The following is a 1422-nucleotide window of genomic DNA, read 5'->3' on the forward strand; positions in this document are numbered from 1 at the left end:
AACACAGTGGACGCGAGCAACTGAGGACAAGCCCTCGGCCTATTAGTACCAGTCAGCTCCACCCGTTACCGGGCTTCCACATCTGGCCTATCAACCCAGTCGTCTACTGGGAGCCTTAACCCTTCAAGAGGGTGGGAATACTCATCTCGAAGCAGGCTTCCCGCTTAGATGCTTTCAGCGGTTATCCTTTCCGAACGTAGCCAACCAGCCATGCCCTTGGCAGGACAACTGGCACACCAGAGGTTCGTCCGTCCCGGTCCTCTCGTACTAGGGACAGCCCTTCTCAATATTCCTACGCGCGCAGCGGATAGGGACCGAACTGTCTCACGACGTTCTAAACCCAGCTCGCGTACCGCTTTAATGGGCGAACAGCCCAACCCTTGGGACCGACTCCAGCCCCAGGATGCGACGAGCCGACATCGAGGTGCCAAACCATCCCGTCGATATGGACTCTTGGGGAAGATCAGCCTGTTATCCCCGGGGTACCTTTTATCCGTTGAGCGACAGCGCTTCCACAAGCCACTGCCGGATCACTAGTCCCGACTTTCGTCCCTGCTCGACCCGTCGGTCTCACAGTCAAGCTCCCTTGTGCACTTACACTCAACACCTGATTGCCAACCAGGCTGAGGGAACCTTTGGGCGCCTCCGTTACTCTTTAGGAGGCAACCGCCCCAGTTAAACTACCCATCAGACACTGTCCCTGATCCGGATCACGGACCCAGGTTAGACATCCAGCACGACCAGAGTGGTATTTCAACGGCGACTCCACAACCACTGGCGTGGCTGCTTCAAAGTCTCCCACCTATCCTACACAAGCCGAACCGAACACCAATATCAAACTGTAGTAAAGGTCCCGGGGTCTTTCCGTCCTGCTGCGCGAAACGAGCATCTTTACTCGTAGTGCAATTTCACCGGGCCTATGGTTGAGACAGTCGAGAAGTCGTTACGCCATTCGTGCAGGTCGGAACTTACCCGACAAGGAATTTCGCTACCTTAGGATGGTTATAGTTACCACCGCCGTTTACTGGCGCTTAAGTTCTCAGCTTCGCCAACCCGAAAGTCAGCTAACCGGTCCCCTTAACGTTCCAGCACCGGGCAGGCGTCAGTCCGTATACATCGCCTTACGGCTTCGCACGGACCTGTGTTTTTAGTAAACAGTCGCTTCTCGCTGGTCTCTGCGGCCACCCCCAGCTCATGGAGTAAATCCAATCACCAGTGATGGCCCCCCTTCTCCCGAAGTTACGGGGGCATTTTGCCGAGTTCCTTAACCATAGTTCACCCGAACGCCTCGGTATTCTCTACCTGACCACCTGAGTCGGTTTAGGGTACGGGCCGCCATGAAACTCGCTAGAGGCTTTTCTCGACAGCATAGGATCATCCACTTCGCCACAATCGGCTCGGCATCAGGTCTCAGACTTAATG

General features: G+C 55.5%; 1 rRNA gene (only partly in view). It reads right to left on the reverse strand.

Annotated elements, in window-relative coordinates:
• Positions 1-22: 22 nt before the first annotated feature.
• Positions 23-1422: ribosomal RNA gene (locus tag ACFVXE_RS38585) — 23S ribosomal RNA — on the reverse strand; it runs 1372 nt beyond the window's last position.

Origin of the sequence: Streptomyces sp. NPDC058231 (genome assembly GCF_042882275.1) — a bacterium.
Lineage (GTDB): Bacteria > Actinomycetota > Actinomycetes > Streptomycetales > Streptomycetaceae > Streptomyces.